The sequence below is a fragment of the Phormidium pseudopriestleyi FRX01 genome (genome assembly GCF_017313335.1).
Lineage (GTDB): Bacteria > Cyanobacteriota > Cyanobacteriia > Cyanobacteriales > Laspinemataceae > Laspinema > Laspinema pseudopriestleyi.
The window spans coordinates 1-5348 of sequence record NZ_JAFLQW010000601.1 but is presented as its reverse complement, the minus strand read 5'-3'; the positions used below and the strand labels follow the sequence as shown (position 1 = coordinate 5348).

The 5348-nt window shown below is 49.8% G+C and carries 6 protein-coding genes; 3 read left to right on the top strand and 3 right to left on the bottom strand.

The genetic code is table 11. The annotated features are described in order from the left end of the window. Positions 1-125: 125 nt before the first annotated feature. On the top strand, positions 126-287 hold the full coding sequence (locus J0895_RS23050; protein WP_207090334.1) for a hypothetical protein: 162 nt from the start codon (positions 126-128) through the stop codon (positions 285-287). Between the two features lie 250 nt (positions 288-537). Here J0895_RS23050 and J0895_RS23045 read toward each other — a convergent pair whose 3' ends face one another. Then, positions 538-1470 carry an alpha/beta fold hydrolase gene (locus tag J0895_RS23045; RefSeq protein ID WP_207090333.1) on the bottom strand — a complete coding sequence of 311 codons (933 nt, stop codon included), beginning with the start codon at positions 1468-1470 and terminating at the stop codon, positions 538-540. A gap of 707 nt (positions 1471-2177) precedes the next feature. Here J0895_RS23045 and J0895_RS23040 point away from each other — a divergent pair. Continuing rightward, a complete protein-coding gene (locus J0895_RS23040; RefSeq protein ID WP_207090332.1) occupies positions 2178-2780 on the top strand; it encodes a hypothetical protein in 603 nt (200 codons plus the stop codon). Between the two features lie 296 nt (positions 2781-3076). Here the strand turns inward: J0895_RS23040 and J0895_RS23035 are convergent, their stop codons facing one another. Then, positions 3077-3241 carry a hypothetical protein gene (locus J0895_RS23035; protein ID WP_207090331.1) on the bottom strand — a complete coding sequence of 55 codons (165 nt, stop codon included), beginning with the start codon at positions 3239-3241 and terminating at the stop codon, positions 3077-3079. Between the two features lie 136 nt (positions 3242-3377). Between J0895_RS23035 and J0895_RS23030 the strand changes: the two genes are divergently transcribed. Then, positions 3378-4061, top strand: a complete 684-nt coding sequence (locus tag J0895_RS23030) for a hypothetical protein (RefSeq protein WP_207090330.1) — start codon at positions 3378-3380, stop codon at positions 4059-4061. A 144-nt stretch (positions 4062-4205) separates the two neighbouring features. On the opposite strand, the gene J0895_RS23025 is transcribed toward J0895_RS23030, so the two are convergent. Beyond that, a partial coding sequence (locus J0895_RS23025; protein WP_207090329.1) for a molybdopterin molybdotransferase MoeA occupies positions 4206-5348 on the bottom strand: 1143 nt, incomplete at its 5' end.

Genomic DNA, 5348 nt, shown 5'->3' with positions numbered 1-5348 from the left:
GGAAAATCCGATAGAGCGCTACATTAACGACCCTCATCATGGTTGGACTACAGTGTAGGCGGTTAAAACCGCTCGTGTGGGCTTTCCACATAGCATCTTTAGAGCGCGAGGCTACCAGCCCTACCGTGTTTCTCTTGTGTCCTAGCCGAGATTCCCCAGGGGTTGCACCGGGGGGTTGGTCCGGACTGAGTGGCGATCGCCACTCGGTGGTTGTCCGTCAGATAACTGTTGAGGGTAACAGTTATCTCGGAGGCATCCGCTATCCAAGGTCAGTGCTGGTCCGATAACTGTTGAGGGTAACAGTTATCTCGGAGATGCGATCGCTTGTCAGTCCGATATCCGTTGCTTCCTAAAGTGTCGGTTCCGGCAGTTTGGAAAAACAGCTTTTCCTTAAGGAGAAGCTTCGCGAACGCTTAGAAGCCGGTGCGTACTGGTGGATCCGGGTAGGGTATGGGTCAAAGGAGGCGATCGCATAGAGGTAAGAAACCCGGTTTCTAGTCCCCTACAGTTGAATGCAGAACTTTTTTCTGTACATCCCTAAGTCCCGGCAGATTCGGGCGATCGCTCAGTTAGTTCCAGCAGAAATCTGCGGATTAAACCGATGGTTACCGCAGGAACTTCCAGTTGGGGCGTTAATCCGACAGTTTCAAGCTGGATGAACTCGCGGATTGCCGAGGGGTTGAGACTGGCGAGACGCTTGCCGAGTTCGGGTCCTGTAAATTGGGACTGACGTCCCCAAATAAAGGCGGTTGGAGTGGTGAGTTGGGGGATATCCCGGGATAAATCAAAGCAGAGGTCCCCGCGCACGAAGGAGAGGGCTGCATATTCGCCATTGGGTTCTAGGGCCGACTGCAGGTACGCTTGGACGATTTCTGGATAAATTAAGTCCGGATTGGCAAATTGTCGGCTTTGGAGGAAACCCCGAATTCCTACTTCTGTGGCGATTCCTGTCCGATACAAGAGTTGGTCGAGGAAGGGCGTTTTCACCAGTTGGGCGAAAAAGCTGCTGCTGTAATTTTCCCCAAAGTCGGAGAGTCCCGAGGGGGTGGTTAAAATTAGGCTTTTGAAGAACTCGGGATGGTATATAGCCACTCGGATGGTGAAGGCAGCCGTCAGGGAAGAGGCGATCGCCACTACAGGTTCGGGACAAGTCTGTTTGATAAACTCGGTGAGGGTACTCAGATAGTCTTCAATTTGGTAATTGCGTTCAGGATGTTCCGAACGTCCCCACCCGATTAAGTCTGGGGCGAGTATCCGGTAGTCTGAGGCAAATGCGGGATAGACTTTCGACCACTCATAAGCGGAGGACCCACCACCAAATCCGTGCAGGAAGAGTAATGTCGGTTGGGTGGGGCGATCGCCACTTTCAGAGGGTCCACCCTGCCAAAACTCCTGGCGGTTGGTATAGTAAACCATGCGCCCCAGGGAGGTCACGATCGAACCCTGGTCAAAACCGGGGGGTATAAACATCAATTTACCTCTTAATATCGAGATGATTATTCTTCCATTGGAACTGTACAATCTCCACCGTTTCCAGGCGATCGAGCCTGACTCAGTTAGGCCCTCTCTCCTGGGCTATCTTTCTGAAAACGGGTTTCAAATGCAAAGGATTTATCAAGCCTAATCTAATTTTATAAAGTTTCCATAAACCTCCGGATCAGCTTTACTCCGACTATATCCGTTTAAAACTCTTATGTAGTAAGTATTTCCGGGGATTTTAGTTCCAGATATAATTTTTCCAGGGTGCTGTTAAAATCCCCGCAATCAGACATAATTTACAGTGTGGGGTGTCACCCCTCATGCTTGCTCGGGACTGTCGGTGACCCAATCTGATAACCGATGGCTGGATCGGGCTATCAAGTCAAGCCGGATATAGGGTGTGGTTTTGGCAAGGGCGATCGGTTTGGGAAATTGGGGTTAATTTTTCCCGAAAGAATATTTCTGGGGTGAACATCTTTACCAACCGGGCGAATTCCCTAACGGGAAAATCCTAGGTTGCAACCCGACTGGTGATGGAGTCCCTTGTGGAGTGATGCAAGGGTGTCATTGCAGTTCGATGTCCCAATTGGGTTCGACGATCGCACCGTTAACGATGGCGATCGCTCGATTTGGGTTCAAACGCTCAAGGGTGGGTTCATCTGAATTAGCCAGAAGTAACTTTAACAGGGACCGATAAGATGATGCGTCAACGTGCAGTGATGGTAGAGCAATTTAATTCCTATAGCCGTGATGTCCTGAAAAAGCGGAATCATGACTCGGCGATCGAGTTGAATCAAGTTTCCTCAGAAGCCTCCTTTCCCGATCATTTAGATCCAGCAACTGTCGAGTTAAGTCTAGTTGAACCGTCACCCGGGCGCATCATTTTAGATTTAGAAGCCTTAAACTGTTTTGAAGTCGTAGAACGGCAATTTGAGAACCAGGGGGTGATTTTCAACAATGCGATCGCCCTAGCCCCTTCTAACCCGGCTTTTCCCAGCAAATCAGGCCGCATTGTCATCATGGGTGCACCGAAAAGCGGGGCGATCGAAGTCTCCTTTCTCCAACCCGTTCAACTGGTAAATAGCCTCGTAACCAGTTCCCGGCGCACTGTTATTTGCGCTTACAACGAACAAGGTGAACAGATTGCCGAAGTTGAAACCCTCGGACCGAATTTAGCCGGTTCCCCCTCTTTAATTCCCCCGAATGCTGAACTCATCGTGAATGTTCCTAACATTCATAGGCTCACGTTTTATGCCTTTGATGGTCATATAACTTTGGCTGGATTTTACTTTGCTTTTTAGTAGCAAATCTCTAAATATTAGGGCATTGGCGCCGTTGAGTCTGACCTTGAAAATGGTTGAAGAATTCCCTCAATGGCGCTAACACAGCAGACCAATTTTTAGGACATCGAAACTGACCCATCTATTCTAAAGAGTTTAATTTTAAAATAGGTCTAGTTTTGCCTGATTTTGTACTAAATTTTAATCTATTTATTTAGTATAATTTAATGTTTGAATTAGTCTGATTATGCCTGGATTTTTAATAAAGTTAAATCAATGATTTTCCATTTTTTTAGAATTAGAGGTTTATAAAATAGTCAATAAAATAGACAGATTGCAAAACTCTCAGAAGGGGGCTTGAGAGAATTTTGCAATCCGTCTAATATGCGATCGCCACCCCAATCCCCCCCATCGCCCCAATTTCCCCAATCTCCACCCAAAGATCTTCCCAGAAACGCCATCTGATCGTAAACTATATCCATCTTGTTTCTGTGACTCAGACGAAATAGGTAAAATAACGTGGCAAAGGGGTTATCGCAGTGGCAACAACTGGTCAATAGGTTATGGAGGGTATCCCCTCTTCTCAAGCAGGGCTTTGTTGACAAAACTGGCTCACCGATGGGAATCCGCGATCACGGCACTTGGCTGTTGGGGGGGGCGGTGACGATCGCCTTGCTGATTTGGAACTGGAAACTCTTAGTCGCAACAGGTGCCGGGGTCCTGGTAATGTTGGCGACTTATATGATCCAGGGATGGAATTGGCATCAGGTGCGATCGCGCTTGAATCAGTCTCTTGGAGGTGCTAACCGTCAAGTGGCGATCGCCGTGGGGACCGGAGGACTTGCCACCCTAGGAAGTTACATGGCAGTCTCTATCTGGATCGAATCCCCCAGTCCCTGGTTCGCAACAGCGGCGATCGCCCAGGGAATCATGACTTTGGCAACTTTAATCTTACTGGTCTGGCAAGGACTAAATCGTCAAGTGAGTTCAGAGGCAACTCACCTGAATGCCGGGGTGATGAATTTGACCGATTCAGACCCCCTCAAGCGTCTGATTGCGGTGCGACAAATTACTAAATCCCTACCCATTACCCCCATTTCGGAACGACGGGCGATCGCTGACTACTTTCGCCTGATGTTGTCTCGGGAAACTGAACCCCTGGTTCGCGATGCGGTTCTCGATGGACTGCAAGCGATTGAACCAGGTAAACAGCTTGGGGTGGGAATGGAACCTCTAGCGGTCCCTTTGAAAAAGCGCACTCCGGTTAAAGTACGCCCTCGGGTTTATGAATATGAGGAATAGGCGGTTTTTTCAGTGGCAAAAACCGGCGGGGTGGCGACGGAACGTTTAAACCCCCGCCGGTTGTCGCGACGGAACGTTAAACCCCCGCATGTTGTCGCGACTGAAAGTTTAAACCCCCGCCGGTTGTCACTGTCCCAAACCGCATTAACCGAGGCTATTGATGGGTAGCACTTGGATGGGGTCACCGGGTGCAATGGTGGGGACTCCGACCGGAATCACAGCTAGGGCGGTGGTTTGGGCGAGATTAATTAAATTTCCTGAACTATGAGAACCCCCGGCGAGTTCAAATTGGTAAATGCCCTCGATACAGTGAATTTTCCCCCAGAGATAGATTTCCCGGGGTCCTCCTCCGCGTAATTCTTGCTGCGATCGCGCGGTTAAAAACTGGGGTTCCCACCCACTCCTCAACCCCGAAAATTTCCGCATCGCCGGTTGTACGAAGCGCCAAAAGGTGACTAAGGCGGAAACCGGATTTCCAGGTAACCCAAAATAGAGGATTGAGGCGTTGGACTCTTCCCTCGGGAAACTGGCAACGGTTAAGGGTTTCCCTGGTTTAATTCCCACTGCTTTGATGTGGATTTTGCCGCTTAATTGGCTCAAAATTTGTTCAACGTAATCATAATCACCTACGGAGACGCCGCCGGTGGAAAGGACAATATCGGCAACAGTTAAGGCATGGGCGATCGCCTTTTGGAGTGCCTCGGGTTGATCCCCCACAATTCCCATCAGCAAGGGTTCCCCGCCTGCTGCACTGACTGCCGCCGCTAAAGCATATTGATTTGAGTCTACCAGTTGTCCGGGTTTTAAAGGTTGGCCGGGAGCAACTAACTCATCCCCAGTGGATAAGATAGCCACTTGACAACGGCGATACACCGGCACTTGGGTAATCTGTGCCGTGGCGAGAATGGCAATATCTGGCGCACTCAGGACGATTCCTGGGGATAACAGGGGAGTTCCCGATTGGTAAAAGGAACCTTGATAGCGCACCCACTCTCCCGGTTGTGAGGGGGCGGATAAGATTTCCACGCGATCGCCATTGCGTTGGGTGTCTTCCTGAATCGTCACCGTATCCGCCCCCGGTGGCATCATGGATCCGGTGAAAATTCGGGCCGCTTGTCCGGTGTCAATCGTCTTCTGGGGGAGTTTCCCAGCCGGAATTTCTTCGATGATTTCCAACGGGATAGGGCGATCGCCACGACTGTCGGCAACATCTTCGTAGCGCACTGCATATCCATCCATTGCAGAGTTATCCCAGTGGGGAAAATCTAAGGTTCCCACCACAGATTC